This is a genomic window from Rhizobium sp. YTUHZ044, from assembly GCF_051123975.1.
Classification (GTDB): domain Bacteria; phylum Pseudomonadota; class Alphaproteobacteria; order Rhizobiales; family Rhizobiaceae; genus Rhizobium.
Map to the genome: position 1 here is coordinate 330,216 of NZ_CP101427.1, position 25,890 is coordinate 356,105.

At 61.8% G+C, this 25,890-nt stretch carries 22 protein-coding genes; 13 read left to right on the top strand and 9 right to left on the bottom strand.

The window, feature by feature from the left end; all coding sequences use genetic code 11:
* Positions 1–19: 19 nt before the first annotated feature.
* On the top strand, positions 20–2,314 hold the full coding sequence (locus tag NL154_RS24435; RefSeq protein ID WP_434734185.1) for an FdhF/YdeP family oxidoreductase: 2,295 nt from the start codon (positions 20–22) through the stop codon (positions 2,312–2,314).
* Complete coding sequence (locus NL154_RS24440) at positions 2,311–2,577, top strand: hypothetical protein (protein ID WP_210632168.1); 267 nt, start codon at positions 2,311–2,313, stop codon at positions 2,575–2,577. The genes NL154_RS24435 and NL154_RS24440 overlap by 4 nt, the downstream gene beginning before the upstream one ends.
* A 51-nt stretch (positions 2,578–2,628) precedes the next feature.
* Here the strand turns inward: NL154_RS24440 and NL154_RS24445 are convergent, their stop codons facing one another.
* The 7 genes from NL154_RS24445 to NL154_RS24475 all read right to left on the bottom strand — a co-directional run bounded on the left by NL154_RS24445 (position 2,629) and on the right by NL154_RS24475 (position 9,333).
* The gene (locus NL154_RS24445) at positions 2,629–3,627 is read right to left on the bottom strand and encodes an AraC family transcriptional regulator (protein WP_221123557.1); all 999 of its coding nucleotides are present in this window, start codon (positions 3,625–3,627) and stop codon (positions 2,629–2,631) included.
* Between the two features lie 120 nt (positions 3,628–3,747).
* Positions 3,748–4,074: a hypothetical protein gene (locus NL154_RS24450; RefSeq protein ID WP_221123558.1), complete on the bottom strand. Its 327-nt coding sequence runs from the start codon at positions 4,072–4,074 to the stop codon at positions 3,748–3,750.
* 705 nt (positions 4,075–4,779) lie between these two features.
* Complete coding sequence (locus NL154_RS24455; RefSeq protein WP_221123559.1) at positions 4,780–5,859, bottom strand: quaternary amine ABC transporter ATP-binding protein; 1,080 nt, start codon at positions 5,857–5,859, stop codon at positions 4,780–4,782.
* Positions 5,852–6,739 carry an ABC transporter permease gene (locus NL154_RS24460; protein ID WP_210632172.1) on the bottom strand — a complete coding sequence of 296 codons (888 nt, stop codon included), beginning with the start codon at positions 6,737–6,739 and terminating at the stop codon, positions 5,852–5,854. Before NL154_RS24460 ends, NL154_RS24455 begins: the two co-directional genes overlap by 8 nt.
* 89 nt (positions 6,740–6,828) lie before the next feature.
* Complete coding sequence (locus NL154_RS24465; RefSeq protein WP_210631724.1) at positions 6,829–7,830, bottom strand: ABC transporter substrate-binding protein; 1,002 nt, start codon at positions 7,828–7,830, stop codon at positions 6,829–6,831.
* A gap of 68 nt (positions 7,831–7,898) precedes the next feature.
* Positions 7,899–8,693 (bottom strand): pyrroline-5-carboxylate reductase family protein, encoded by a 795-nt coding sequence (locus NL154_RS24470; RefSeq protein ID WP_434734186.1) that lies wholly within the window; start codon positions 8,691–8,693, stop codon positions 7,899–7,901.
* A 10-nt stretch (positions 8,694–8,703) separates the two neighbouring features.
* On the bottom strand, positions 8,704–9,333 hold the full coding sequence (locus tag NL154_RS24475; protein WP_210631726.1) for a TetR/AcrR family transcriptional regulator: 630 nt from the start codon (positions 9,331–9,333) through the stop codon (positions 8,704–8,706).
* Positions 9,334–9,480: 147 nt separating this feature from the next.
* On the opposite strand from NL154_RS24475, the gene NL154_RS24480 reads away from it, so the two are divergent.
* The 9 genes from NL154_RS24480 to NL154_RS24520 all read left to right on the top strand — a co-directional run bounded on the left by NL154_RS24480 (position 9,481) and on the right by NL154_RS24520 (position 18,851).
* Complete coding sequence (locus NL154_RS24480) at positions 9,481–11,517, top strand: NADH:flavin oxidoreductase (RefSeq protein WP_221156204.1); 2,037 nt, start codon at positions 9,481–9,483, stop codon at positions 11,515–11,517.
* 42 nt (positions 11,518–11,559) lie between these two features.
* Positions 11,560–12,165, top strand: a complete 606-nt coding sequence (locus NL154_RS24485) for a dimethylsulfoniopropionate lyase (protein WP_434734187.1) — start codon at positions 11,560–11,562, stop codon at positions 12,163–12,165.
* Positions 12,166–12,296: 131 nt separating this feature from the next.
* A complete protein-coding gene (locus tag NL154_RS24490; protein WP_430962038.1) occupies positions 12,297–13,046 on the top strand; it encodes an electron transfer flavoprotein subunit beta/FixA family protein in 750 nt (249 codons plus the stop codon).
* 25 nt (positions 13,047–13,071) lie between these two features.
* Complete coding sequence (locus tag NL154_RS24495; RefSeq protein ID WP_434734188.1) at positions 13,072–14,001, top strand: electron transfer flavoprotein subunit alpha/FixB family protein; 930 nt, start codon at positions 13,072–13,074, stop codon at positions 13,999–14,001.
* Positions 14,002–14,016: 15 nt separating this feature from the next.
* On the top strand, positions 14,017–14,709 hold the full coding sequence (locus tag NL154_RS24500; protein WP_210631731.1) for a dimethylsulfonioproprionate lyase family protein: 693 nt from the start codon (positions 14,017–14,019) through the stop codon (positions 14,707–14,709).
* Positions 14,710–14,798: 89 nt separating this feature from the next.
* Positions 14,799–15,926, top strand: coding sequence for an S-(hydroxymethyl)glutathione dehydrogenase/class III alcohol dehydrogenase (locus NL154_RS24505; RefSeq protein ID WP_210631732.1), 1,128 nt, complete (start codon positions 14,799–14,801; stop codon positions 15,924–15,926).
* A 2-nt stretch (positions 15,927–15,928) separates the two neighbouring features.
* Positions 15,929–16,765, top strand: coding sequence for an S-formylglutathione hydrolase (gene fghA / locus NL154_RS24510; RefSeq protein WP_210631733.1), 837 nt, complete (start codon positions 15,929–15,931; stop codon positions 16,763–16,765).
* A 55-nt stretch (positions 16,766–16,820) separates the two neighbouring features.
* On the top strand, positions 16,821–17,393 hold the full coding sequence (gene gfa / locus NL154_RS24515; RefSeq protein WP_221123450.1) for an S-(hydroxymethyl)glutathione synthase: 573 nt from the start codon (positions 16,821–16,823) through the stop codon (positions 17,391–17,393).
* A gap of 444 nt (positions 17,394–17,837) precedes the next feature.
* Complete coding sequence (locus NL154_RS24520; RefSeq protein WP_221147421.1) at positions 17,838–18,851, top strand: GlxA family transcriptional regulator; 1,014 nt, start codon at positions 17,838–17,840, stop codon at positions 18,849–18,851.
* 366 nt (positions 18,852–19,217) lie between these two features.
* Here NL154_RS24520 and NL154_RS24525 read toward each other — a convergent pair whose 3' ends face one another.
* Together NL154_RS24525 and NL154_RS24530 are read right to left on the bottom strand one after the other, a co-directional pair.
* The gene (locus NL154_RS24525) at positions 19,218–20,864 is read right to left on the bottom strand and encodes an acyltransferase (RefSeq protein WP_434734363.1); all 1,647 of its coding nucleotides are present in this window, start codon (positions 20,862–20,864) and stop codon (positions 19,218–19,220) included.
* Positions 20,865–21,165: 301 nt separating this feature from the next.
* Entirely contained in the window at positions 21,166–21,660 is a 495-nt protein-coding gene (locus tag NL154_RS24530) for an Lrp/AsnC family transcriptional regulator (RefSeq protein ID WP_210631735.1), read from the bottom strand.
* A gap of 172 nt (positions 21,661–21,832) precedes the next feature.
* Here NL154_RS24530 and NL154_RS24535 point away from each other — a divergent pair, with 172 nt between their 5' ends.
* Positions 21,833–22,039, top strand: coding sequence for a hypothetical protein (locus tag NL154_RS24535; protein WP_221147342.1), 207 nt, complete (start codon positions 21,833–21,835; stop codon positions 22,037–22,039).
* Between the two features lie 27 nt (positions 22,040–22,066).
* Positions 22,067–25,774, top strand: a complete 3,708-nt coding sequence (putA, locus tag NL154_RS24540) for a trifunctional transcriptional regulator/proline dehydrogenase/L-glutamate gamma-semialdehyde dehydrogenase (protein ID WP_221155941.1) — start codon at positions 22,067–22,069, stop codon at positions 25,772–25,774.
* Positions 25,775–25,890 lie beyond the last annotated feature (116 nt).

Consider the following 25,890-nt stretch of genomic DNA (forward strand, 5'->3'; position numbering starts at 1 on the left):
TCAGCAATACAGGGCGCGCATGGACACAAAATTCATCGGGAAGAAATCGGCGGCGGCTGGCGGCTGGGGCGCTCTGAAAAGCTGCGGCAAACAATTGCTGCAAAGCGGCACGCCGGTCTCGGGTGCGCGGACGATGCTGAAGGCGAACCAGCCGGACGGCTTCGATTGCCCGGGCTGCGCCTGGGGCGATCCGGAACACGGATCGTCGTTCGAATTTTGTGAGAACGGCGTGAAGGCCGTCGCATGGGAGGCCACGGAAAAGCGGGCGACCCCCGCTTTCTTTGCGGCGAATGCGGTCGCTGAGCTTCGCCGGTTGTCGGATTACGAACTGGAACTCAATGGCCGCCTCACCCATCCGATGCGTTACGATGCTGCGAGCGACCGTTACCTGCCGGTGGCGTGGGAGGATGCTTTTGCCGAGATCGGCAGCATTCTGAAGGGCCTCGATAATCCCAATCGGGCGGAGTTCTATACGTCCGGCCGCGCCAGCAACGAGGCTGCCTTCCTCTATCAGCTGTTCGTGCGCATCTACGGCACCAACAATTTTCCCGATTGTTCCAACATGTGCCACGAGGCAAGTGGAATCGCCCTGAATCAGGCGATCGGCGTCGGCAAGGGCACCGTGCTTCTGGAGGACTTCGAGGAGGCCGATGCGATTTTCGTGATCGGCCAGAACCCCGGCACCAATCATCCCCGAATGCTCGGCGATCTGCGCCGGGCGGCGATGCGCGGCGCGCGGGTCGTCGTCTTCAATCCGATCCGCGAGCGCGGGCTGGAGCGTTTCTCCGATCCGCAGGACAAGATCGAGATGCTGCGCGGCGGCTCGACCGACATTGCCAGCCTTTATCTGCAACCGCAGCTCGGTGGCGACATGGCCGCTGTGCGCGGAATGGCAAAGGCGGTGCTGGCTGCCGAAGACGCTGCGGTTGCCGCCGGTCTGCCACCGGTCCTCGATCATGCGTTCCTGGCCGACCATTGCGTCGGATTTGCGCAATACCTGCAAGCGGTCGAGGCGACGGCCTGGGCTGATATCGAAGAGCAATCGGGACTGAGCCGACAGGACATCGAACAGGCGGCCGACGTCTATATCAAGGCCGACCGGGTCATCTGCACCTGGGCGATGGGCGTGACCCAGCACCTGCATTCGGTGGCGACGATCCGCGAGATCGCCAGTTTCATGTTCTTGCGCGGCAATATTGGCAAGCCCGGCGCTGGTCTTTGCCCGGTGCGTGGTCATTCCAACGTGCAAGGCGATCGCACCGTCGGCATCAATGAAAAACCGTCGGATGATTTCCTCGATGCGCTGGAGAAACATTTCCGCTTCACCGTCCCGCGGGAGCATGGTCACAATGTCCTTGCCGCGATCGGAGCGATGCTCGACGGTTCGGCCAAGGCTTTCATCGGGCTTGGCGGCAATTTTGCCCGTGCGACGCCCGACAGCGCACTGGTCGAAAAAGCGCTTCGGCGGCTGAAGCTGACGGTGCACATCGCCACCAAACCCAATCATTCGCATCTGCTGCCCGGTGAGGCGTCCTTCATTCTGCCCTGCCTCGGGCGTACCGAGATGGATCTGAACGCTGCCAGCAATTCCCAACTCGTCAGTGTCGAAGATTCGATGAGCATGGTGCATGGTTCCGCCGGCATCAATCGCCCGGCCTCGCCGCATCTCCGCTCGGAAGTCGCCATCATTGCCGGCATTGCGCAGGCGACGGTCGGCTCCTCCGTGGTCGACTGGGCGGAGCTTGCCCACGACTACGACCGCATCCGTGATCATATCGAGGCAACCATTCCCGGCTTCGAGAATTACAATATGCGCCTGCGCAAGCCGCGCGGTTTCCATCTGCGCAACGCGGCGGCCCACCGGGAATGGCAGACGCCGGCAGGCAGAGCATCATTTTCTTGCCAGCCGCTTCCTGAGGAGACGGTGCACCAGCGTGCGCGAAGAGGAGAGGGGCGGTTCGCTCTGCAGACGTTCCGATCGCACGACCAATACAATACGACGGTCTATGGTCTCGATGACCGATATCGCGGCGTCTACGGAGAGCGGCAGGTCATCTTCATTCATCCGGCGGATCTGAAGGCGATGAATGCCGAGGCCGGTGACCGTGTCGACGTGATCGGCGAGCACGATGACGGTGTCGAGCGTATCGCGCCGGATTTCCGCTTCGTGCCCTATGATATTCCGCGGGGCAGCATTGCCGGTTATTACCCGGAATTGAACGTGCTCGTGCCGCTTGGCAGCGCCGGCGAGGAAAGCGATACGCCGACCTCGAAGTCGATCATGGTTTCCTTGCGCAAGCGAGACGCCGCGTGAGCGAAGCGGTCGATAGGTTTCTTGCCCTTGTCGCTGCGACCCAAGACGGGGACGCCGCACTGACCTCCCTACAGGCCGGTCTGCTCGTTGCTGCCGAGCTCGGGATCGCATCCGACAGCCGCTCCTTTGCGCGTATGCTCGGGATCGCACATGCCCTTGTGTTGCGGGACCTCAGCGCCCTGACGGAGCGTGATGATAAGCTTCGGATCGTCAAGCGGGATCCGAGGACGATGCGAGTGCACTACAGCTTGGCCGCGCTCTAAACATAGCGCAAAGATCGAACTTGAAAGGTCGCGGTGCGCGTCAGATGCAAGTTACCGGCGGCCCACGCGCTTCCTCGTATCGGAAGGGTATTCGCCATATGTTGCCTTGTAGACCGCGGAAAAGCGGCCGAAATGAAAGAAGCCCCATTTCAGGCAGATGGCCTTCATCGTCTCCTTGCACTCGGGATCGATCAGATCCTGCCGCGCCGCGCGCAGGCGAAGCGTCAGCAGATAAGCGGCGGGGGACGTTCCCTTGAATGCGCGGAAGCCGGTTTCGAGCGCTCTGCTGGAGACGCCGGCCGCTTGCGCCACCTTTGGCATGGTGATCGGCTGATCGATATTGGCCTGCATGAACTCGATCGCCCTGCGCACATGCCTCGGAGCAATAAGGGCGGGTGCCTTTTCAAGGAAATGCGACAGCCGATGCGGCACGATGCGCACGACGAGATCGGCGAGCGCCTGCGTCATGTGCGCCATGGCGATCGGCGACTGCAGCAGGGGACCGTCGTCGCGCATTCCTGATATGATCGTCTCCGTGAGGTTGCCGATCGTCCGACCGGCCGGCGTTGACAGATCCAGTTCCGGCAGCAAGTCGAGCGAGCCGCTGAACGGCATTTCGAATGTCTGGCCAATCGCCTGGAGGATGACGGGCCAGTTGATCAGCAACTCGTCGATGACGTTGCCTTGCCCATGCATGAGAACGCTGTCGGGCTCGAAATTGTTGTAGAGAAGCAGTTTGCCTTGCCCGGCCTCGGCCTTGCGCGACCCATAGGTAACTCCCATGCCGCCGCGGCGCGGCACGACGAGCGACAGGTACTCTGCCGTGGTGACGGTCGGCTCGATGTTGAATTGGAACTCCGCCTCATGATAGCCCGTCAGCAGGACGGCTCTCTCGGCCACCGAAAAATCCAATCCCCAATGAAAGTCCTTGGCGCGGCCGACAGGCTCGGCATCAAACGCGCCGAAAGCGCCGCCAAGGGTTTCCACCATATTGTCGAAAGACGAACCGTGGAATCGGAAGGAGAATGGCTGGGCGCTGTTTTCCGTCATGCTGTCCCCGTTATTTCATCTGGCGTCGCACGGCGTGACGCCCCGGCCGCATCGCCATAGATGAAGTACGTCCCTCATTCTGGTTGCACGTCACCGAGCTCATCTTTCTTCTCGCGCCTGTCAGGACCTTGTGGAGGGCATGATGAACGAAGCTTCGCCGTATAATAGCCAATAACAGGCCAGAGCGCAGTAAGCGGCAGCCAGGCGGGCAAGTTTCAGCGTGATCCGGGTGTCGGTTTTGCTGGCCTGGGCAAGGCGGTCCAGCCCGAGCCCGAGCGTGGCGGGCGCCGGAAAACGCGAAGCTTTTAGATACTTTACCGATAATTCCATCCGTCGAATTTTCCCGGCCAGTCGGCAGGAACCCACAGAACCGGTTGCACTTGGCAAGCCTTGGAACTGCTGCTTTGATGGTGGTCCGGTGATGAAACGATTAGCCAACGTGCCCATGAAGCACATTCAAGGCGCCATCCAAGAGTCGCCTGCCGAAGGTTCTGAAGTGGACCGCTCGAGATCGCCTTCGGCAGGCTGACAGGCAGTTGGCATACGCACGGGATGGAGTGCGTATGGACGTAAACCCTTCCATCGTTTGGGGTCATCGATGGAGGGGGGCTTGCAAACCGTAGACCATCATGGCCCCGGTCGGACTGAGATTAGTGTTCTACGGCAATGGAGCAATTGGCGCGTTCCGATATTGTCGGTCAATCGGCTTTTCGCGACGCAGTATGGACCGGTCCTGCGCAAAATGTATAGGCTAGCCCTCCCTCCCCACTCTTTGGTTGCCCCTGAATTAAAGATCCAGTCCGACTCACCTCCTGTCGGAGAAGGCATAGAGATCTGGTATAAAGACAATTCATTTGTCGATGCCTGGACCTCGACAGGTGGCATCAGCCCTCTGAAAGCAGGTTTCGGAGAATCAAACCCGTTGGCAGGGCGACAGCATCGGTACCGATCGCCTCGACATCCGACGTGTCGATATAAGAGTCAAGTCTAACGACTGCCCGCGAGCTTTGTCAGGCGCCGCTCGCGCCGGCCGAGGATCTCCCCGAGCCCGCATTCGTGATCCCTCAGCAGCCGGCTTGCCGATTGCGGTGCGTGGTGACGCGCCGAACGTCGGTGCCGCCGGCCAGACCGGGAGAGCCCGCGCCCGTAGGTTCAGAGCGCGATCGAAAGGGCGCTTTCGCGTGGGGGAGCCACCTCCTGCGAGTTCACCATTGCACCGGCGAGCTGGCGGAAGGTGACAAGGCCCAAGGTTTCTCCCGACGGCGAAACCACCCTGGCATCGTCGTTCGGTGTCGAAGCCAGTATTCGGACGGCTTCTTCCACGGTCGTACCCGATGCGATCGTCAAGCCGCCAGGCGCTGCGGCGGAGTGCAAAGGTGTCATGACGGCTTCGACATGGACGACCCGGCCTCGGTTCACTTCCTTGACGAAGTTGGCGATGTAATCGTCGGCCGGGCGCAGCACGATGTCCTGGCTGGTGCCCTGCTGAATCACTTCGCCGTCGCGCAGGATGGCGATCTGGTCGCCCAGGCGCAAAGCCTCGTCGAGATCGTGGGTGATGAAGACGATGGTCTTCTTGATCTCTTTCTGAATGTCGAGAAGGACAGTCTGCATATCCGTGCGGATCAAGGGATCGAGCGCCGAATAGGCTTCGTCCATCAGAAGCACCGGCGCATCGTTGGAAAGGGCCCGCGCCAGGCCGACGCGCTGCTGCATGCCGCCGGAAAGCTGGTTCGGGTATTTTTGCTCGAAGCCTTTCAGCCCGACGCGCTCGATCCAGCGCATGGCGATTTCAACGGCTTTCGCACGCTCCATCCCCTGCACTTCGAGACCGAAGATGGTGTTGTCGAGGACATTGCGGTGCGGCAGAAGTGCGAATTTCTGAAACACCATCGCCGTCTGTTGCCGCCGAAACGTCCGCAATTCGGCTTCGTTCATCTTCACAACATCGACGCCGTCGACCAGCACTTCGCCGGATGTCGGATCGATCAGGCGATTGATGTGGCGAATGAGCGTCGATTTGCCCGAACCGGAAAGGCCCATGATGACCTGAATGCAGCCGGAGGGGATCTCGACATTGATATCCCTGAGGCCCAGGACGTGACCGTGCTTTTCGTTGAGTTCGGTCTTCGTCAGCCCCTTCTGCACCGCTTCGACATAAGAGGCGGGATTGGGGCCGAAGATCTTGTAGAGGTGGCGGATCTTGATGCCGCCGAAACGATGCTCAGCCATGGACGGTCTCCTGATGCTTCTGGAGCCTTTTGCCATATGCCTGGCTGACCCGGTCGAAGATGATGGCGATGCCGACGATGGCAAGGCCGTTGAAAATGCCCAGCGTGAAGTACTGGTTGGCGATCGCCTTGAGCACCGGCTGGCCGAGACCCTGGACGCCGATCATGGAAGCGATGACCACCATGGCGAGCGCCATCATGATCGTCTGGTTGATGCCGGCCATGATGGTAGGAAGCGCCAGCGGTAGCTGCACCTTGAAAAGCTTCTGAGACCGCGACGTCCCGAAGGCGTCGGCCGCTTCCAGCACGTCCTTGTCCACCAGGCGGATGCCGAGATCGGTCAAGCGGATCATCGGCGGGATCGCGTAGATGACGACGGCGATCAGACCAGGCACCTTGCCGATGCCGAGCAGCATGACGACGGGGATGAGATAGACGAAGCTCGGCATCGTCTGCATAACGTCGAGGATCGGATTGACGACGCGCTGCAGCCGGTCGGAGCGAGCCATCAGGATCCCGATCGGGATGCCGATGGCGATGGAGAGCACGGTACAGACGAAGATCATCGAGACCGTCCGCATCGTGTCGTCCCACATGTCGAAGTAGCCGATCAGCATCAGCGTCACCAGGCAGCCGACGACGATCTTCAAGCTGCGGCTCGCAAACCATGCAATGACGAGGACGATCAAGGTGATGATCGGCCATGGCGTCTGCGTCATGAAGCGTTCGGCGGCGATGAGGAAGTGCTGCAGCGGAACGAAGAGGCTTTCGATGCCGTCGCCATAGCTGCGGGTAAAGCCGCGAAAGCCGTCATCGATCGCCTTCTTCAGATTCCGAAGCGCGTCATCGTTCATGTGCGGGAATTTGTAAAACCATTCCATCTCGGTTCCCCTTTTGTCAAAGAGCCGTAGCAGTCTTTTTGATTTTGTCGGCGCGTGAGGGCGGTGCGCTTTTCGCGCACCGCAATTTTCTAGAGAGCAGCTTCGATCTTCTTGGCTGCTTCAGGCGAGACCCACTTGGTCCAAATGTCCTTGTTTTCTTCCAGGAAGTGCTTGGCGCCGTCTTCGCCGGTCGCCTGATTATCCGTCATCCAGGCCATCAGCTTGTTGACGGTGTCGTTGCTCCAGGAGCGCTTCTTCAGGTAGTCCATGACCTCAGGCCCGACCTTTTCGGAGAAAGGCTTGGCAACCAGGGTGACGACGTGATCGACCGGCCATGCCGCCGGCTTCGGATCGGGGCAGTCGGCAACGGTGATGCAGCGTTTCCACTCGGCGGCATCCTCCGGCACGCCGGCTTCCAGCTTGACCATCTGATACTTGCCGAGCAGAGCGGTCGGCGCCCAGTAATAGCCGACCCAGCCTTCCTTGCGCTCGTAAGCCTTGGCGATCGAACCGTCGAGACCGGCGGCAGAGCCGGTGTCGACGAGGGTGAAGCCCGCCTTTTCGGCATCAAACGCCTTGTAGAGCTGCGAGGTGACGACCGTGCCGCCCCAGCCCTGCGGGCCATTGACGACGGCGCCCTTCTTCGGATCTTCAGAATCGGGGAAGAGTTCCGGATGCTTCAGCGCATCGCCGATCGTTTTGATATCGGGATGGGCGTCGGCGAGATATTTCGGAATCCACCAGCCCTGTACGCCGCCATCCGGCAGTGGCGAGCCGACCTGAACGATGCGGCCTTCTTCGGTGCCCTTCTTGACGACGTCAGGCAGGAGGTCGATCCATGCTTCGGGCGCGATATCCGGCTGGCCTTTTTCGGCCATGGAGGTGATCGTCGGGACAGTGTCGCCGACGGTGATGTCGGCGCTGCAGCCGTAACCTTCGTTCAGGATGAACTTGTCCAGATTGGAGAGAACTTCGGCGCTTTGCCAGTTCATGCTGGCGATGGTGACGCTGCCGCATTCGGCGGCGCCGGCGAAGGACGCGCCGCCGATCAGGCCGAACGTCAAGCATGTCGATGCAAGTAGTTTCTTCATTCTCGTTCCCTCTATTTAGCGGCTGATCTGGCCAGGCGGGGTGCCGCAGTACCCACCCTCAACGGTCGTCAGGAAACAGCTCCCATACTCACCGATTTCTTGAATGCTGCCGATAGTCCTTCCCCCACCGCAGCGTCGAACCCGGCGGCGCGCATGCCTTCGATGGCTGCCGCGGTGGTGCCGCGATAGTCGAGAAAGGTTTGAACGACGTTGTCGGGACATTCGTTGCGGCGCTCCAGCAGCCGGCCGGCGCCTGATATCACCGTATTGACGGCGCGGCGCGCAACCTCGGCGGGCAGGCCGCGGGCGACGGCGTGGCGCATCATGGCGGCGGCGAGCAGCGCCGGGAATGCCGGCCCTGAGCCGGCAAGGCCTGTGAGGTAATCGATGTCGCTTTCCCTTGCGACTTCGTCCTCAGATCCGCAGGTCTCGAAGATCGCGCGGACCATGGCCCGGTCATCTCCAGTGATGCCGCTCGCCCCGATCCATGGCGTATAGGATTTTGCCACTTCGGCAGCGGCATTTGGCAGGGCGCGAACGACGCGGCCGGTCTTGTGGCGCTCCGAAAGGGCGCTCAGGCGAATGCCGGCCATGACTGAGATGACGAGCTTGCCGGAGGCGTCGACGGCGAGCGGATGCCAGTCATCGGGGCGGACGGAGAGAAGGACCACATCAGAGCGGTCGGTAAGCTCCTGATTGTCCCTGGTCCAGAAGGAATCCGGGAAACAGTCGGGCTGTCGGCTGCGATAGGAGAGGCAGAGATTTCGAGCATCAACCAGGCCGGAATCGAGGATCGAGCCCGCGATGGCTCCACCAAGCCAGCCGCCACCGCCAATAATACCAATCCTCAAGGAAACGCTCATCTCGGTTTCCTCAGCCGGACCTATAGCCGTGCCGCGCGAAGAAGCGGTCGAGCTCCCTCTGCTGCGGCACTTCGCCCGTGTAGATCGCGATATATTCCGGAATCCGTTTCATGCGGACGGCGAGTTCCTCCTTCGACTGCATGGAAATGTACCCGATCTGAACGAGATAAGTTGTCCGCGCTCTGACATCCGATGTCGTTTCTGGTACTCCGAACCGCATAAACATGCGTTTGAGTGCCTCCAACCGGATCTGATCGGCCTTGTGGACCTCGGCCAGAAGCTCGTCCGACTGCAGCGCCCAGCTGCGCACGGCAAACTCGAACTTGGCGTCGAAGAGATCGGTGTTCAGCCAGCAATCGAAGACATTGAGCATCGCTTCGGCCAGTGACTCTGCATAGGCTTCGGACTGTTTGACGATATTGCCGGTGTTTTTCTCACGCCATCGCGCCACCAGCGCGCTCAAGAGTTCCTCCCGATCCTTGAAGAACCAGTAGAAGCTCGTCCGCGAGAGATTGAGCTTTTTTGCGAGCGGCAGAATCTTCACCGAATCCACGCCAGATTCCAGCAGCGCCTGGTAGGCTGCTTCCAGCCATCCCTCGTGCGATCCGCGCCAACCGGTGTCGTTCAAAGCCTGGTCCATGCGTTCTCTCCTAGCAAATTCCGCGGCCTCGCACAAGAAAAATGTACATAAGTGTCGAATATGGTGACTGTATTGTTTTCAAGATTGACACTTGTGTACATTGCACTTAGCGTCTGCTTCGACGTTTTTAATCCGGAACCACGGCCCATGTCGAACGATCCTCTTCTTCAGCCCTACCAACTCAAGCATCTGACGTTGCGTAACCGCATCATCGTAACCGCGCATGAGCCGGCCTATCCCGAGGACGGCATGCCGAAGGAGACGTATCGGGCCTATACCGTGGAGCGGGCAAAGGGCGGGGTGGCCTTGACGATGACGGCAGGCTCCGCCGCGGTTTCCCGGGACAGTCCGCCCGTCTTCAACAACTTGCTCGCCTATAAGGACGAGATCGTCCCCTGGATCAGGGAAATGACCGACGCCGTGCATGAAGAGGGTGCGGCGATCATGATCCAGCTTACCCATCTCGGCCGGCGCACGCGCTGGGACAAGGGTGACTGGCTGCCGGTCGTCGCCCCGTCGCATCTTCGCGAGGCTTCGCATCGCGCCTTCCCGAAGAAGGTGGAAGATTGGGACATCGAGCGCATCATCAAGGATTTTGCCGACGCGGCCGAACGGATGAAGGCGGGCGGTATGGATGGAATCGAGCTGGAGGCCTACGGCCACCTGATCGACCAGTTCGCGTCTCCGCTCACCAACGAACTCGACGGCCCCTATGGGGGTGCGCTCGAGAACCGCATGCGCTTCTGTTTCGACGTGTTCAGGGCGATCCGCGAGAGAGTGGGGGACGAATTCATCCTCGGCGTACGCTATACGGCGGACGAGTGTCTGCCCGGCGGAAACGGGCAAGCTGAAGGCATAGAGATTTCGAAGCGGCTGCGCGACAGCGGGCTTATCGACTATCTGAACGTCATTCGCGGCCATATCGACACCGACGCCGGTCTGACCGACGTCATCCCGATCCAGGGCATGGCGAACTCACCGCACCTGGATTTTGCCGGTGAAATCCGCGCCGCGACCAACTTCCCGACCTTTCATGCGGCGAAGATTGCCGACGTCGCCACGGCGCGACATGCGATTGCAGCAGGAAAAGTCGACATGGTCGGCATGACCCGCGCCCACATGACCGACCCGCACATCGTCCGCAAGATCATCGAGAAGCGGGAAGAGGATATCCGCCCCTGTGTCGGCGCCAACTACTGTCTCGACCGCATCTATCAAGGTGGGGCCGCCTACTGCATCCACAATGCCGCCACCGGCCGCGAATTGACGATGCCGCATATCCTGGCAAAGGCCGACGTCAGAAAGAAGGTCGTCATTGTCGGCGCCGGCCCGGCCGGGCTGGAGGCTGCGCGCGTCGCTGGCGAGCGCGGCCACCAGGTGGTGGTTTTCGAAGCGGCGAACAATCCAGGCGGTCAGATCCGCCTCACCGCCCAAAGCGAACGCCGCAGGGAAATGATCAGCATCATCGACTGGCGCATGACCCAGTGTGAGAAATACGATGTCACCTTCCACTTCAACACCTGGGCGGAACCCGACACGATCGAGGCGGAGAACCCCGATGTCGTCATCATCGCCACTGGCGGCCTGCCGCATACCGAGGTGCTCACCAGCGGCAACGAGCTGGTGGTCTCCTCTTGGGACATCATCTCCGGCGATGTGAAACCCGGAACCAACGTGCTTGTTTTCGACGACGCCGGCGATCATGCAGCGCTTCAGGCGGCGGAGTTCATTGCCAAGGCGGGCTCCAAAGTCGAGATCATGACGCCGGACCGGTCCTTCGCGCCGGAGGTCATGGCGATGAACCTGGTTCCCTATATGCGCTCGCTCCAAAAGTACGACGTGACCTTCACCGTTACCTATCGGCTGGAGGCCGTCGAGAAGAGAGGTAACCAGCTCGTCGCCCTCATCGGCAGCGATTACGGCGGAATTGCCCGTCAGCACAGCTACGACCAGATCGTCGTCAATCACGGGACCATCCCGCTCGACGAACTCTATTTCGAGCTGAAGCCCAAGTCGAATAATCTCGGCGAGGTCTCGCACGACCAGCTTCTCCAGGGGCAACCGCAATCCGTCATCCGCAATCCAGAGGGCAAGTTCCAATTGTTCCGGATCGGCGACGCCGTCGCTGCCCGCAATACGCATGCCGCTGTCTATGACGGTCTGCGCATCGCAAAGGATATATGATTGTCAGAGCGGCCGCCTGTCGGCCGATCGGGAGGGGATGATATGAGTCTGCGCAACAAAAGCCTCCAGCATTTCCTGGAAGCCGCTTCGGTCGCTTTCGGCCAGTTCGCCAGGGCTCCGGAAGCCCGCCGCTCGATCGGGCAGTTCTTCGCGGCGCTGGAGCGTCAGGGGACTGCGCGCGCCGGAGAGGGAAGCCGGTTACCGGTCTGCGCTCACCTCGATATGGCGCTCGCCGTCGATACGTCCTATGCTTCGCTGGCGCGATTGATCGAGGGGTTCAAAGGCATCGAGCTAATGCTTGAATGGCGTCGCCGCACAAAGTATGACCACACCACGGCCAGCGACAATTTCGTTGATGGGCATGCCAATGCCATGATCGTCGGGCCGGGTGGATTGGAGGAGCGAAGTGACCTGTGGTTCGGCGTGACATTGATGGCGCCTCACGTGCGCTATCCCGATCATGACCATGCGCCGGAGGAAGTCTATCTCATGCTGTCCAAGGGAGAGTTCCAGCAGGGGGAGGGGAACTGGTTCTCGCCTGGTATCGGCGGGTCGTTCTATAATATTCCCAGGATCAAACATGCCATGCGGTCGGCGGAGACGCCGCTCTTCGCCTTCTGGGCGTTGCTTGCCGAGCGGTCGCATTGACGGCCGGCTGTCTAAAGCATGTCGCGCAAAGCTGTGCGGCGGTTGCGGCAACGGCTTACGTAAAAACGAGTTAAAGCGCAGAGCAAGCGAATCTGAAAGATCGCGGCGCGCTTTGGATAAAGGGGCTTGCCATGAAGATTCTCGTGCCCGTCAAGCGGGTTGTCGACTACAACGTGAAGATCCGGGTGAAGCCGGATGGCACGGGTGTCGAGCTTGCCAATGTGAAGATGTCGATGAACCCGTTCGACGAGATCTCGGTGGAAGAAGCGCTGCGGCTGAAGGAGGCCGGCAAGGCGGAAGAAGTGGTGGTCGTGTCGATCGGCCCCGCCAAGGCCGAGGAGACGCTGCGGACGGCGCTCGCCATGGGCGCCGACCGGGCGATCCTGGTCGAGACCGACGATCAGGTCGAGCCGCTCGCCGTCGCCAAGATCCTGAAAGCGGTGGCTGATGCCGAGCAGCCGGGGCTTGTCATCGTCGGCAAGCAGGCGATCGACGACGATTCGAACCAGACCGGCCAGATGCTGGCGGCGCTGCTGGGCTCAGCCCAGGCAACCTTCGCCTCGAAGATCGAGATTGGGGACGGCAAGGCGCAGGTCACCCGCGAGGTCGATGGCGGCCTGCAGACGATCGAGATCAAGCTGCCGGCGGTCATCACCACCGATCTCAGACTGAACGAGCCGCGTTATGCCTCGCTGCCGAACATCATGAAGGCGAAGAAGAAGCCGCTCGACAAGAAGAGCCCTGCCGATTTCGGCGTCGACACGACGCCGCGGCTGAAGGTGCTGAAGACCGAGGAGCCGTCCGGCCGCAAGGCCGGCGTCAAGGTCAAGTCGGTCGCCGAACTCGTCGACAAGCTGAAGAACGAAGCCGGCGTGCTGTAATCGGGCTGGAACAGGAGCAACTATCATGACCATTCTTCTTCTGGCCGACCATGACGGCAATCACCTTTCCGACCAGACCGCCAAGGCGCTGACGGCGGCAAGCCAGATCGGCTCCGACGTGCATGTGCTGGTTGCCGGCAAGGCTGCCAGGGCTGCGGCCGATCAGGCGGCAAAACTTTCCGGCGTCTCCAAGGTGCTGCTCGCCGAAAGCGACGCGCTTGCCAACAATCTCGCCGAATCGCTGGCCGACCTGATCGTCTCGCTCGCCGGCTCCTACGACACGATCGTCTCGGCCGCCACTTCGGTCGGCAAGACGGTGCTGCCGCGGGTGGCCGCCCTCATCGATGTCGCCCAGGTCTCGGAGATCATCGAGGTCGTTTCCGCCGACACCTTCAAGCGGCCGATCTATGCCGGCAACGCCATCCAGACGGTGCAATCAAGCGATGCCAGGAAGGTGATCACCGTGCGCACCGCCTCGTTTGCTTCCGCGGCTGAAGGCGGCTCTGCCTCTGTCGAGGCGATCCCGGCGGTCTCCGATCCGGGGCTGTCGCGTTTCGTCTCCGATGCGCTGTCGGCCTCGGAACGGCCGGAACTGACCTCGGCCAAGGTCATCATCTCCGGCGGTCGGGCGCTCGGCTCGGCTGAGAAGTTCAAGGAAGTCATCCTGCCGGTTGCCGACAAGCTCGGCGCCGCCGTCGGCGCATCCCGTGCCGCCGTCGATGCCGGTTATGCCCCGAACGACTGGCAGGTCGGTCAGACCGGCAAGGTGGTGGCGCCCGATCTCTATATCGCCTGCGGCATCTCCGGCGCCATCCAGCATCTCGCCGGCATGAAGGATAGTAAGGTGATCGTCGCCATCAACAAGGACGAGGAGGCGCCGATCTTCCAGGTCGCCGACTATGGCCTCGTCGCCGATCTCTTTGAAGCACTGCCGGAATTGCAAAAGGCGCTCTGAGCGAGGAGACTGAACGTGGCGCGTGCGGTGGGACGTCCAATCAGACCTGGTGCCGACCTTCTCCTGAACGATGAGGAAAAGCCGGCCTATATCAGGCTGCACGACATCGGCAGGGAAAGGCGTCCTCGACCGCTGCAGGAATTCCTCAACGATATCGGCGGGCTGATGCTGTCGGCGGAGGCTCCCGCCGTGGCCAGTTTCGTCGCCGGCAAGGTCCTGCAGAGGCTGCTCAAGACAGGCAAGGTGCGGCCGGAGGCCGGCCCTCTTCCCGGCGTGCCCGAAGGTCTGGATGACGCCATCGGTCATCTGGCAAAATCCGGACGGAAATATGAGGCGATCGCCGGCCAGTTCAAGAGTCTCGCCGACAAGCTGTTGTGGAGACGCGGCCGGACCGGCCCCTTTGCAAGCCTGAACTTCGGCAACATGCACTCGCATGCGGTTCTGGTCGGTCCGGGCGGCATGGAGGAACGAGCAGATCTCCGGGTGGGGGTGATCTATATGGATCGCTACACCCGCTTCCCCGATCATGTTCAGACGCAGCCGCGCGCCTTCATTCTGCTGTCGCCGGGCGAAGTCCGTCTCGGCGATTCCCAATGGTTTTCCGCCGCGACCGGAACCGTCTTCGCGAACGATGCCGGGCAATCGTTCGCGATCCGATGTACGGCCCAGCCGCTTCTCGCCGTCTGGTGTCAGGTCGAGCCGGGATGACAAAGGTGCCGCCGAAGATCGTTTCGATCTCTCGGTCGTATCTCAGCATATCTGACTATCGAGATTGATTTAATAGGAAGGATTATCAAATGGACGTTCGCGCCGCCGTTGCCGTTCAGGCTGGAAAACCGCTCGAAGTGATGACCGTGCAACTCGACGGCCCGAAGGCCGGCGAAGTGCTGGTGGAAGTCAAGGCGACCGGCATCTGCCACACCGATGATTTCACCCTGTCGGGCGCCGATCCGGAAGGCCTGTTTCCGGCCATCCTCGGCCATGAGGGCGCCGGCATCGTCGTCGATGTCGGCCCGGGTGTGACCTCGGTGAAGAAGGGCGATCACGTCATCCCGCTTTATACACCGGAATGCCGCGAGTGTTATTCCTGCACCTCCCGCAAGACCAATCTCTGCACCTCGATTCGATCAACCCAGGGTCAGGGCGTGATGCCGGACGGCACGAGCCGCTTCTCGATCGGCAAGGACAAGATCCATCACTATATGGGCTGCTCGACCTTCGCCAACTACACGGTGCTGCCGGAGATCGCGCTCGCCAAGATCAATCCCGACGCGCCCTTCGACAAGGTCTGCTACATCGGCTGCGGCGTCACCACAGGCATCGGCGCCGTCATCAACACCGCCAAGGTCGAGATCGGATCGACAGCGATCGTCTTCGGTCTCGGCGGCATCGGCCTCAACGTGCTGCAGGGGCTGCGGCTTGCCGGCGCCGACATGATCATCGGCGTCGATATCAACCCGGATCGCAAGGCCTGGGGCGAGAAGTTCGGCATGACGCATTTCGTCAATCCGAAGGAGGTCGGCGACGACATCGTTCCCCATCTGGTCAACATGACCAAGCGCAACGGCGACCTGATCGGCGGCGCCGACTACACCTTCGACTGCACCGGCAATACCAAGGTGATGCGCCAGGCGCTGGAAGCTTCGCATCGCGGCTGGGGCAAATCGGTCATCATCGGCGTTGCCGGCGCCGGCCAGGAAATCTCGACGCGGCCATTCCAGCTGGTGACCGGCCGCAACTGGATGGGCACCGCCTTCGGCGGCGCGCGCGGCCGCACCGACGTGCCGAAGATCGTCGACTGGTACATGCAGGGCAAGATCCAGATCGATCCGATGATCACCCACACGATGCCGCTCGAAGACATCAACAAGGGCTTCGACTTGATGCACAAGGGCGAAAGCATCCGCGGCGTGGTGGTGTACTGAGAATGAAGACGATATCGGCTGATAAGTCTCACGGCGGCACACAGGGCGTCTATGTCGAACGTTCCGAGGCCTGCGATTGCGACATGACCTTCGCGGTGTTCCTGCCGCCGCAGGCGGCCGAGGGCAAGCTGCCGGTCCTATGGTATCTGTCCGGCCTGACATGCACGCATGCCAACGTCATGGACAAGGGCGAGTATCGGCGGCTTGCCGCCGAACTCGGTCTCGTCATTGTCTGCCCGGATACCAGCCCCCGCGGTGACCACGTTCCCGATGAGGCCGACAACTGGCAGTTCGGCAAGGGTGCGGGCTTTTATGTCGACGCCACCCAGCCGCCCTATTCGGCGAATTATCGCATGTACAGCTATATCGTCGACGAGCTGCCGCGGCTCCTTGCTGCGGAATTTCCGGTCGACATGGAGCGCCAGGGGATCTTCGGTCACTCGATGGGCGGACATGGCGCGATCACGATCGCGCTCAAGAACCCCGACCGTTTCCGCAGCTGCTCGGCCTTCGCGCCGATCAGCCATCCTTCGGTTTCCGGCTGGTCGAGACCGGCCTTCCGAAAATATCTCGGCGCCGATGAAAAGACCTGGCGGGCCTATGACGCCTGCTCGCTGATCGAGGACGGGCATCGGATCCCCGAACTGCTCGTCGACCAGGGAACGGCGGATAGCTTCCTGGAGGACGGTTTGCGCCCCGACGAACTCAGGCAAGCCTGCGAGGCGGCTGATATCGACCTCAGGCTTCGCATGCAGGAAGGCTACGGCCATTCCTACTTCTTCATTTCCACATTCATGGAGGACCATCTGCGCTGGCACGCGCAGAGGCTGGCAAAGTAGTTGCAGAGCTCGGCCGGGCATAATGCAAACGGCCAGGGAGGGAAGGAGAAAAGCGATGACCAGCATAGCCATACATCCCGCAGTGGATTCAGGCTTTCGAGCGACTGACGCTGCTTTCGCAGGCGGAACGCTCGTGTGCAACTGCGCGAGCAACCCGGTCAAGGTGAGGATCAAGGGTGACATCGCCCACAACCACGTCTGCGGCTGCACCAAGTGCTGGAAGCCGAAAGGCGCCGTCTTCTCGGTTGTGGCTGTAGCGCCGACCGAAAGCGTCGAGGTGCTGGAAAACGGCGACAAGCTCGCAGTCGTCGATTCCGCAGCCTTGATCCAGCGGCATGCCTGCAAGGAATGTGGCGTGCATATGTACGGGCCGGTCGAGCGCGAACATCCTTTCCAGGGACTGTCCTTCGTCCACCCGGAGCGCTTCCAGGAGGGCGGCTGGGCAAGGCCGACTTTTGCGGCGTTCGTATCGTCGATCATCGAAAGCGGCTTCGATCCTTCGAAGATGGACGCCGTCAGGGCGCAGCTGAAAGCGTTGGGCCTCGAGCCCTATGATTGTCTCTCGCCCGGCCTGATGGACTATATCGCAACTTGGACCGCCAAGAAGAGCGGCGTCCTGGCTGCCTGAACCTTCCGGGGAGCGCTGGCGTGCCGGCGCTCCCCGATCGAGTTCGGCATCTATTGATCGAGGGCGGCTCTCAATTCGCGGCTTACGGCTCCGGCAATTCGCCTCGACGTCGGCCACAAGCAGTGACCCCGCGATAGTATCAATCGCCGCGGCGGGACCATTGATGTCCCTCGGCCCAGTTCGAGGCATTCGGAATGACATCGGCAAAATGTCTGAATATCTGGGGAGAAATGATCTACGGCGCGATCAGGATGATCGATATCGCGGCTTCGATCAATGCGTCGATCGCTTCGTGGTATTGATTATCGTGATGAACTCTTGGTTCACTTGCGGAGGCTGGGCGCGCGTCATCGGCCACAACACCATTTGTGTTGACGATCGGCACCCGCTGGCGCACGGTTTTCAGATTAGATGAGCGCATTCAGAAACGGTGATGAGATGAATATCCGACCTGGGCAGCATCGGCAGGCAGACGGCGCTGCGAAACCCGCCGCCCGTCTCAAGGTTGGGTTTGTCTTGTCGCGGTCGTTCACGTTGTCCGCCTTTGCGCTGTTCGTGGATACGCTGCGGCTTGCCAGCGACGAGCAGGACCGTTCCGGACGGGTGCTTGCCGACTGGCAGGTGATCGGCAGCACGCGGCACCTGATCACCTCGAGCTGCGGCGTCCAGGTCGCTCCGACGTCGGACTTCGTCGATCCCACGCGCTTCGACTATATCGCCGTCGTCGGCGGCCTTCTGAGCGTGGAGAACCCCGTCGATCAGCAGACCATCACCTTCCTCAAGCAGGCGGATGCCAAGAAGGTGCCGCTGATCGGCGTGTGCACCGGTACCTTCATCCTTGCCGCGGCGGGCCTGATGAAGCGGCATGAATCCTGCGTCAGCTGGCTGCATTATAAGGAGTTCCGCGAGCGGTTCCCCGACCTCAGCGTTCGCTCCGACCGGCTCTTCAATCTCGATCGCCAGCGTGGGTCCTGCGCCGGCGGCAGCAGCAGTGCCGATATGGCGGCGCTGCTGGTCAGGAAATACATCAGCCGCGATGCCGAACGGAATGCGCTTGAAGTGCTGCAGATCGAGAAGGCCCGCGCTCCGGCCGACATTCAGCCCAGGCGTCCGCTCTACGACGATTATGACGACGCCCGCGTCAAGGCGGCGATGATTACCATGGAGCAGTTCGTCGATGGCAGCATGCCGATCGAGAAGCTTGCCGCCATGGTCGGGCTATCCAGGCGGCAGCTGGAGAGGATCTTCATCGAGAAGACCGGAATGTCTCCCGCCAAGGCCTATAATCGCGTCCGCATGGAACGGGCAAAATCGATCCTTGCCCAGTCGAAGGCGCCGCTGATCGAGATCGCGCTCGATGTCGGCTTCGAAAACGCTTCGCAATTCACGAGGACGTTCAAGCGCACATTCGGGCAGACGCCCTCGCAGCATCGCGCGGCGGCTTTGAGAGCGCACTGAACACGAGACCGTTTCAGATATCCTCCCAGGGAAGCTGTCCAGCCGCTCCGCGCCTTCGTCGTGACCCTGGGTTTCCAGATTGATGCTCCCGGAGCCGGCTCGTCGATCAGGCTTTCGAGATTGAGCATGCGTCACCCAGGCAAGCGTCAGCCGGCAGGTCGCTGCCCTCGAGGACGGCTCGGCCAGCTGCTGGTCCTGCGTGTCACCGGGTGATCGAGCCGACGGCTGCCTGATCGGCACTTTCCGGAGGACGGAGCCCTGGTGCGCTTCGAGACAAACGAGCTTGCCGCCGAAGATCGCTACAAAGTGATCGTGCGGTCGAGGCCAGGTGCAGCAATGCCCGCAAACTCGCCGCCGCCTGGTTGATTACAGGCCGAGCCCGGGCGTTGCCGTCCGGTGTACGCCCTTGGGAATGAAGGCGAAACGATCCGCAAGGCCGAGGAAATCAGCCGATAGGTGGATGACCGAAAGCCACATCTCCGTTCCCTGCAGGCTCGGCTCGGTACCATCGGCGAACGGGAATCCCTCGCCGTCCCGCCATCTGTCCAGCGCCCTTGCAATGAGATCACGGGCAATCGACTGACCATCTGCCCGCCGATAATCGGTCTGTCGGGCAATCAGCAGCAGGGGATGGATCGTGTCGAGCAGGTTGCAGGCATTATGCTTCGCGCCGACGAAGCCCTTGTGGTTGCGGTAGTTGAGGTGAACCGTTTCGAGGGCGGCGTGGGGGTGCGGAAGCGGAACGCCGAACTGGGCGTAAGTGCCGCGTGTCAGGCGATAAAAACCGTTCACCGGCTGGAGCCATCCCTCCAGCGCCGTCGGCTCGCCCCATAGGCCGGAGACGCTGTTGGCATTGCGGTTCAGCCACTCGAACAGCGGTTGGCGCGATTGCCGGAGGCCGAAGTACCGGGCGTTGAAATACATGGCCGTGCCGATGGCGTCGACCGCGCTGCCGGCGTGCCATGCCCTGCTTTGCCAGGGCAGCGCACTCAGCCATTCGTCCAGCTCTCCGGCATCGAGATCGACCGCCCCGACAGGATGCCGCGGATTCGAGCCGAGCAGTTCAAGCGCGTAGCCGACCGAAAGAACATTGTAGAGCGCTTTCGGATCATCCCTCAGCGACGTTCCGTGCACGCCCGTACGGTCTTCAGGAAAAAGGCCTGTGTCGCGATCCTGGAGGCCTTGTAGCCGCTCGATTGTCTCGGACGGATCGAGGCCGGGCGGCAGCTGGCCAAAACCGGCTGCGATCTCGATCGCATCACAGAGATGCCGGATCGCCGGCCTTTTGACGCCATCCGCCTCGAGCGATTCATAGGAAACCTCGGTTTTCCAGCGCGCAAGAATCTCCGGCCATTGCTCCTTCGCCTTCTGTCCGAGCCTGACCAACTGGTCTTCAATGTTTCTCGCTGTGGATTTCGGGGGCGCGCTGCCCCGACGCCGCAGCACCCGCGCAGGGACGCCGCCGGCGATCGCCATGGGGGGAATATCCCCCGTAACGACTGCCCCGGCGGCAATGACGGCGCCTTTGCCGATTGTGACGCCGTCGAGGATCACGCAATTGGCGCCGATCCAGACGTCGTCACCGATGGCGATGCCGAGGCTGATGACGCCCTGGCGGTGTATGGGGCGATCAGGATCGTCGAAGCCATGATTGAAGCCGACGATCGATGCATGCGAGGCAATGCGGACCCCATTGCCGCACGTCACCTTTCCGGAAACGCAGGCATAGGGATTGACGGAACAATCGTCGCCGAGGATGACATCGCCGCGCACGAGAGCGTGCCCCGCAATCCACGACCGCTCGCCCATCGTCAGGCTTTCGGTGAAGATCGCGGCGTTCTCCGCGACATAGGAGGTCTCTGCCAGTTCCGCGCCGCAGGACCGCCTGAGCGCGGCTTTGCGGGCGAGGTGAGTGGGATGGTCGAGGTCCGACGCGATGCGTTCCCAGGGGAGATATCGCAGCCGGCGTGGTTCGTTCTCTTCGCTCGCCGATACTTGCGGGCTGTGATCCATCGTGCTCCTCATTCTCAGATTCCGCCGTCGGCTGTTCGTCTGCCTTGGCGGTCTTGCCTGACTACATCAGATGGCGTGCTTTGTGTGAAAGCAAGACCGTCGAAGGCGCGTTCTGGGGAGGTCAGCGCGTCGCCCAGGCATAAGGGGAGGGTGTATCACGGGCGTCGTTCTGCAGCACGAATGAGGTGGTCAGCAGCGCCAGGCCGATCGTTGCCGATGAAACCAAGCGCACGCGGCAGGAAACCGAGACACGGCTGCGCGGCCCGCGAGGCAACTGCCCCAACGGCTTAGACGTTCATGATCACGAAAGACTCGAACCGAATTTGTCCCAGCCTTCCTTGATCGTTTCCATCGCGACATTTGTCGAAGTGTTGGCAACATGCGGCAGGGTCGAGATGCGTTCGCCGAGAACGCGGCGGTAGCGGCCGATATCGCGGGTGCGGATCTTCAGGAGATAGTCGAACCGGCCGGCGATCATGTGGCACTCTTCGACCTCCCTGATCTTCTTGATGGCCTCGTTGAAGCTTTTGAGCGCAGCCTCGCGGGTGTCGGAAAGTTTCACCTCGACGAAGGCAATATGGTCGAGCTGCATTTTCGCGGGGTTGAGGACGGCTTTGAAGCCTTCGATATAGCCGTCGTTGATCAGCCGCTTGAAGCGGATCTGGCAAGGCGTCTTCGAAAGCCCGACGCGCGCCGCGAGATCGGTGATCGACAACCTGCCATCCTCGGCCAGCGCCGCGAGGATCTTTCTGTCGAACTGGTCCAAATCACTATATGTGTCGGTTTCTGTGGCCATATGAACTCTTGGCGATCGGTTTATAAGTTCATACAGCTTGAAAATGGCTAAAATCAAGTGAGATCGCGATTTGCGGCTGTGATAGATTATGCGTCGGCAAATGGGAGGACGGCGTGAGCGTCTGGCGCATTGCCGGGATCGGCAGCGGCGCCGCACCACAGGGGGATCATGGATGCACGGGAAACAAATCGATGACGATCAGAAGCCGGACTTGCTCGTCCACTACAGGCCGGTGGCGATAAGAGCGGTTGCGGCCGCATTCACCCTCAAGCGCGACAAGCCGGAGGCGCGCCCGCTTCGCGAGACGGAATATTCCGGTCCGGCTTTTCTGGATGATGCACTCTGGGATGACGAGCCAGGTGTTCCATTTATCCGCTAAACAGATTTTGATTGAACAGGGACTCCCATGTTGAACGCAGCGATCGACCCCGCCTCCTCCATTGATCCCGCTGAGGGCGCGCCATTCGCCGCCTTCGCGCCGCCGATCCGGCCGCAATCCGAGCTTCGCCAGGCAATCACGGCCGCCTATCGCCGCCCGGAAACCGAATGCCTGCCGCCGCTCGTTGCCGCCGCACGCGTTTCCGAGGCGAAGCGTTATGATATCCGCAACACGGCCCGCACTCTGATCGAGGCGCTGCGTGCCAAGCACAAGGGCACCGGCGTCGAAGGGCTGGTTCAGGAATATTCGCTTTCCAGCCAGGAAGGCGTGGCGCTCATGTGCCTTGCCGAAGCACTGCTGCGCATTCCCGATACGGACACCCGCGATGCGCTGATCCGCGACAAGATCGCCGAGGGCAACTGGACCTCGCATATCGGCGGCGGCAAATCCATGTTCGTCAACGCCGCCACCTGGGGTCTCGTCGTCACCGGCAAGCTCACCTCGACGGTCAACGACCGCAGCCTGTCGGCGGCGCTGACGCGGCTGATCGCGCGTGCCGGCGAGCCGGTCATCCGCCGCGGCGTCGATATGGCGATGCGCATGATGGGCGAGCAGTTCGTCACCGGCGAAACGATCGAGGAGGCGCTGAAGCGCGCCCGGCCGCTCGAAGCGCGCGGCTTCCGCTATTCCTACGACATGCTGGGCGAGGCGGCGACAACCGCAGCAGACGCCGAGCGCTATTTCAAGGATTACGAGAAGGCGATTCATGCCATTGGCAAGGCAGCGGATGGGCGCGGCATTTATGACGGCCCCGGGATTTCGATCAAGCTTTCGGCCCTGCATCCTCGCTATGTGAGAGCGCAAGCCGGCCGGGTGATGGGCGAGTTGCTGCCGAAGGTCAAGGCGCTCGCCGCTCTCGCCAAGTCCTATGATATCGGCCTCAATATCGATGCCGAGGAAGCCGACCGGCTGGAGCTTTCGCTCGATCTTGTCGAAGAACTCTGCTTTGCTCCGGAGCTTGCCGGATGGAACGGGCTCGGCTTCGTCGTGCAGGCCTATGGCAAGCGCTGCCCCTTCGTGCTCGATTACATCATCGATCTCGCCCGCCGCTCCGGGCGCCGGATGATGGTCCGGCTCGTCAAGGGCGCCTATTGGGATGCGGAGATCAAGCGCGCTCAGCTGGATGGTCTCGACGATTTTCCGGTCTATACCCGCAAGATCTATACGGACGTCGCCTACATCGCCTGCGCGCGCAAGCTGCTTGCCGCCGCCGATGCCGTCTTCCCGCAATTCGCCACCCACAATGCGCAGACGCTCGCCACGATCTATCATCTGGCAGGGCCCGACTTCGCAGTCGGCAAATACGAGTTCCAGTGCCTGCACGGCATGGGCGAACCGCTCTATGACGAGGTGGTCGGCAAGGATAAGCTCGACCGGCCCTGCCGCATCTATGCCCCCGTCGGGACGCATGAGACGCTGCTAGCCTATCTCGTCCGCCGCCTGCTCGAAAACGGCGCCAACTCCTCTTTCGTGCATCGCATTTCCGATCCCAATGTTTCGGTCGAGGCGCTGATCGCCGATCCGGCCGAGACCGTCGCGGCCATGCCCGTCGTCGGCGCCCCGCATGTGCAGATTGCCGCGCCCCAGGCGCTTTACGGCAGCGCCCGGACCAATTCGAGCGGCCTCGATCTCTCGAGCGAAGCCACGCTTTCGGATCTGGCGGAGACGCTGGCTTCCACGGCTGCGATGCCCTGGCATGCGGTTCCGATTCTCGCCGATGGCTCCACGGATGGCGTGACGCGCGATGTCCCCAATCCTGCCGATCACAGCGATGTCGTCGGCACAGTGACCGAGCTGAAGGTCGAGGAAGCCGCCCGCGTTGTTGCGATGGCAGCCGAGTATGCGCCGCAATGGGCGGCCGTGCCGCCGGCAGAGCGTGCCGCATGTCTCGATCGGGCCGCCGACATTATGCAGGCCCGTATCAAGGTGCTGATGGGCATCGTCATGCGCGAAGCCGGCAAATCCGCCGCCAACGCCGTCGGCGAAGTGCGCGAGGCGGTCGATTTCCTGCGCTATTATGCCGATCAGGCGCGCAAGACCCTCGGGCCCTCGCATCTGCCGCTCGGCCCGATCGTCTGCATCAGCCCGTGGAACTTCCCGCTGGCGATTTTCACCGGCCAGGTTGCCGCTGCCCTCGTCGCCGGCAATCCCGTGTTGGCGAAACCTGCCGGTGTGACGCCGATCATCGCTTCGGAGAGCGTCAAGATTCTCCACGAGGCCGGTGTGCCCGTCGGCGCCCTGCAATTCGTGCCCGGCAGCGGCCGCCTTGGCGCCGGCATGGTCGGGGCTCGGGAAACGGCAGGTGTCATGTTTACCGGCTCGACCGAAGTTGCCCGCATGATCCAGGCGCAGCTCGCCGAGCGCCTGTCAGCGACCGGCAAGCCGATCCCGCTGATTGCCGAAACCGGCGGCCAGAACGGCATGATCGTCGATTCGTCCGCCCTGGCCGAACAGGTCGTGGCCGACGTCGTGACATCGGCTTTCGACAGCGCCGGCCAGCGCTGCTCGGCGTTGCGCGTCCTCTGCCTGCAGGACGACGTCGCCGACCGGACGCTCGCTATGCTGAAGGGGGCTTTTCGTGAATTGACCATCGGCCGCACCGATCGCCTGAGTATCGATGTCGGGCCTGTCATCAACGACGGCGCGAAGGCGGAGATCGACCAGCATATCGAAGCGATGCGGGCCGCCGGCCGCAAGGTGGAGCAGCTGCCGCTGCCGCAAAGCGCAGCAAAAGGCACCTTCGTTCCACCGACGATCATCGAGATCAAGTCGCTGTCTGACCTGACGAGGGAGATCTTCGGTCCGGTCCTGCATGTCGTCCGCTTCAAGAGAAACGGCCTCGATCGGCTGATCGACGACATCAACGCCTCGGGTTACGGCCTGACATTCGGCCTTCACACCCGGCTTGACGAAACGATCGCCCATGTGACGAGCCGCATCAAGGCCGGCAACCTCTACGTCAACCGCAACATCATCGGCGCTGTCGTCGGCGTGCAGCCTTTCGGCGGCCGTGGCCTGTCGGGAACCGGTCCGAAGGCCGGCGGCCCGCTCTATATCGGCCGGCTGGTGCAGCGCGCCCCGGTGCCGCCGCAGCAGGATTCCGTTCATACCGACCTCGCCCTTCGCGATTACATCGTCTGGCTCGATAAGAAGGGCCTGACGGTCGAAGGGGAAGCGGCGCGCGGCTATGCGAGCCGATCGGCGCTCGGGCTCGAACGTGAGCTCACCGGCCCTGTCGGCGAGCGCAATCTCTATGCGCTCCATCCGCGCGGCCGTATCCTGCTCGTGCCGCAGACCGAAACCGGACTGCACCGCCAGATCGCCGCGGCCCTTTCCACCGGTAACCACGTCGTCATCGACGCGGGTTCGATATCGAAGCCTGTCCTGGCGGACCTTCCGGCAGCTGTGGCCGGGCGTCTTTCCTGGACATCGGATTGGGAAAAGGACGGGCCTTTCTCCGGTGCGCTCGTCGAAGGGGACCGCGACAGGGTTCTTGCCGTCAACCGGAAGATCGCCGCGCTGCCCGGCCCGCTTCTGCTGGTCCAGGCCGCGACAAGCGAGGAACTGGCGAGCGATCCCGAAGCCTACTGCCTCAACTGGCTGCTGGAAGAAGTGTCGACTTCGATCAACACAGCGGCGGCCGGCGGCAATGCGAGCCTGATGGCCATCGGCTGAGGCACGAGACGGACGCGCTGAAAACGCACCTCTTGCCGGCAAGCGAGAGAAACCGGCGGTCTGCGTGAGCAGCGCGCCCCCCGCATTCCTTCTGGCAGCTCGGCCGTGTCCGCCGT

Excerpts from the sequence above, each read along its gene's own strand:
- NL154_RS24455 (WP_221123559.1), bottom strand. The coding sequence starts at position 5,859 with ATGGCTGAGCATCGTTTCGGCGGCATCAAGATCCGCCACCTCTACAAG.
- NL154_RS24450 (WP_221123558.1), bottom strand. The coding sequence starts at position 4,074 with ATGGGCACGTTGGCTAATCGTTTCATCACCGGACCACCATCAAAGCAG.
- gfa (WP_221123450.1), top strand. The coding sequence starts at position 16,821 with ATGACCAGCATAGCCATACATCCCGCAGTGGATTCAGGCTTTCGAGCG.
- NL154_RS24490 (WP_430962038.1), top strand. The coding sequence starts at position 12,297 with ATGAAGATTCTCGTGCCCGTCAAGCGGGTTGTCGACTACAACGTGAAG.
- NL154_RS24535 (WP_221147342.1), top strand. The coding sequence starts at position 21,833 with ATGCACGGGAAACAAATCGATGACGATCAGAAGCCGGACTTGCTCGTC.
- NL154_RS24475 (WP_210631726.1), bottom strand. The coding sequence starts at position 9,333 with ATGGACCAGGCTTTGAACGACACCGGTTGGCGCGGATCGCACGAGGGA.
- NL154_RS24460 (WP_210632172.1), bottom strand. The coding sequence starts at position 6,739 with ATGGAATGGTTTTACAAATTCCCGCACATGAACGATGACGCGCTTCGG.
- NL154_RS24525 (WP_434734363.1), bottom strand. The coding sequence starts at position 20,864 with ATGGATCACAGCCCGCAAGTATCGGCGAGCGAAGAGAACGAACCACGC.
- NL154_RS24435 (WP_434734185.1), top strand. The coding sequence starts at position 20 with ATGGACACAAAATTCATCGGGAAGAAATCGGCGGCGGCTGGCGGCTGG.
- fghA (WP_210631733.1), top strand. The coding sequence starts at position 15,929 with ATGAAGACGATATCGGCTGATAAGTCTCACGGCGGCACACAGGGCGTC.
- NL154_RS24530 (WP_210631735.1), bottom strand. The coding sequence starts at position 21,660 with ATGGCCACAGAAACCGACACATATAGTGATTTGGACCAGTTCGACAGA.
- NL154_RS24485 (WP_434734187.1), top strand. The coding sequence starts at position 11,560 with ATGAGTCTGCGCAACAAAAGCCTCCAGCATTTCCTGGAAGCCGCTTCG.
- NL154_RS24465 (WP_210631724.1), bottom strand. The coding sequence starts at position 7,830 with ATGAAGAAACTACTTGCATCGACATGCTTGACGTTCGGCCTGATCGGC.
- NL154_RS24445 (WP_221123557.1), bottom strand. The coding sequence starts at position 3,627 with ATGACGGAAAACAGCGCCCAGCCATTCTCCTTCCGATTCCACGGTTCG.
- NL154_RS24470 (WP_434734186.1), bottom strand. The coding sequence starts at position 8,693 with ATGAGCGTTTCCTTGAGGATTGGTATTATTGGCGGTGGCGGCTGGCTT.
- NL154_RS24495 (WP_434734188.1), top strand. The coding sequence starts at position 13,072 with ATGACCATTCTTCTTCTGGCCGACCATGACGGCAATCACCTTTCCGAC.
- NL154_RS24480 (WP_221156204.1), top strand. The coding sequence starts at position 9,481 with ATGTCGAACGATCCTCTTCTTCAGCCCTACCAACTCAAGCATCTGACG.
- putA (WP_221155941.1), top strand. The coding sequence starts at position 22,067 with ATGTTGAACGCAGCGATCGACCCCGCCTCCTCCATTGATCCCGCTGAG.
- NL154_RS24505 (WP_210631732.1), top strand. The coding sequence starts at position 14,799 with ATGGACGTTCGCGCCGCCGTTGCCGTTCAGGCTGGAAAACCGCTCGAA.